This is a genomic window from Burkholderia sp. Bp9143, from assembly GCF_003853645.1.
Taxonomy (GTDB): domain Bacteria; phylum Pseudomonadota; class Gammaproteobacteria; order Burkholderiales; family Burkholderiaceae; genus Burkholderia.
In genome coordinates this window covers 1-831 of the sequence record NZ_QTPO01000153.1, presented here as the reverse complement: position 1 = coordinate 831, position 831 = coordinate 1, and the positions used below count along the sequence as shown (strand labels likewise).

At 58.8% G+C, this 831-nt stretch carries 1 pseudogene; it reads right to left on the bottom strand.

Annotated features, from left to right (window positions below):
• Positions 1-11 precede the first annotated feature (11 nt).
• A pseudogene (locus DIE23_RS39085) lies at positions 12-769 on the bottom strand (IS5 family transposase).
• Positions 770-831: the final 62 nt, after the last annotated feature.

Below are 831 nucleotides of genomic sequence, written 5' to 3'. Positions count from 1 at the left end.
CTAGGTCCTGTTCACATTCTCACCAGCGGCCCAAAGGCGCAGGCAAGCACCGCGAAGGCGAAATAGTTGCCGACGAGCTTGTCGTAACGAGTGGAGACGCGACGAAAATGTTTGATGCGATTGAAGAAGCGTTCGACGATGTTCCGAGTTCGATACAGCACGCGGCTGTACCGACGCTTGGTCTTTCGGTTCGAGCGCGGCGGGATAACGGCCTTCGCACGCGTAGCGCGGATGGCGTTCACGAAGGCATCCGAGTCGTAACCTTTGTCAGCAATCACAGCACCTGTGCGCAGATGCTCGACCAATTCGTGCGCACACGAAATGTCCGAGACCTGTCCTTCGGTGACGATCATTCGCAGAGGCCGCCCGGCTTCATCGACGGCCAGATGCAGCTTGGTCGTCAGTCCTCCGCGCGAGCGGCCGAGAGCTTGCGGGCCGCTTTTTTTCGAGCGCCGGCCGAATGCTGGTGCGCACGCACGATGGTCGAGTCGATCAGCACACACTTGATCTCCGTCTCGTCGGATACGGCGTGGGCCACGCGTTCCCAAACGCCTTTGCGACGCCACCGAGAGAAGCGCATGTACACCGTATGCCATCGGCCGAACTCTTTCGGCAAATCGCGCCAGGGGCAGCCGGTTCGGCCGATCCAGAGGACAGCTTCGACAAACCAACGATTGTCGGTCGCCGTGCGCCCTGGATCGCCTTCCTTGCCCGGCAAGACGGATTCGATTCGCGCCCATACTTCATCGCTCAACAACGTTCGAATCATCTTGGCCCGCTCGCGCAAAAGACAAGATGTAAACACATTTCATCGAATGTAAACAGACCCTA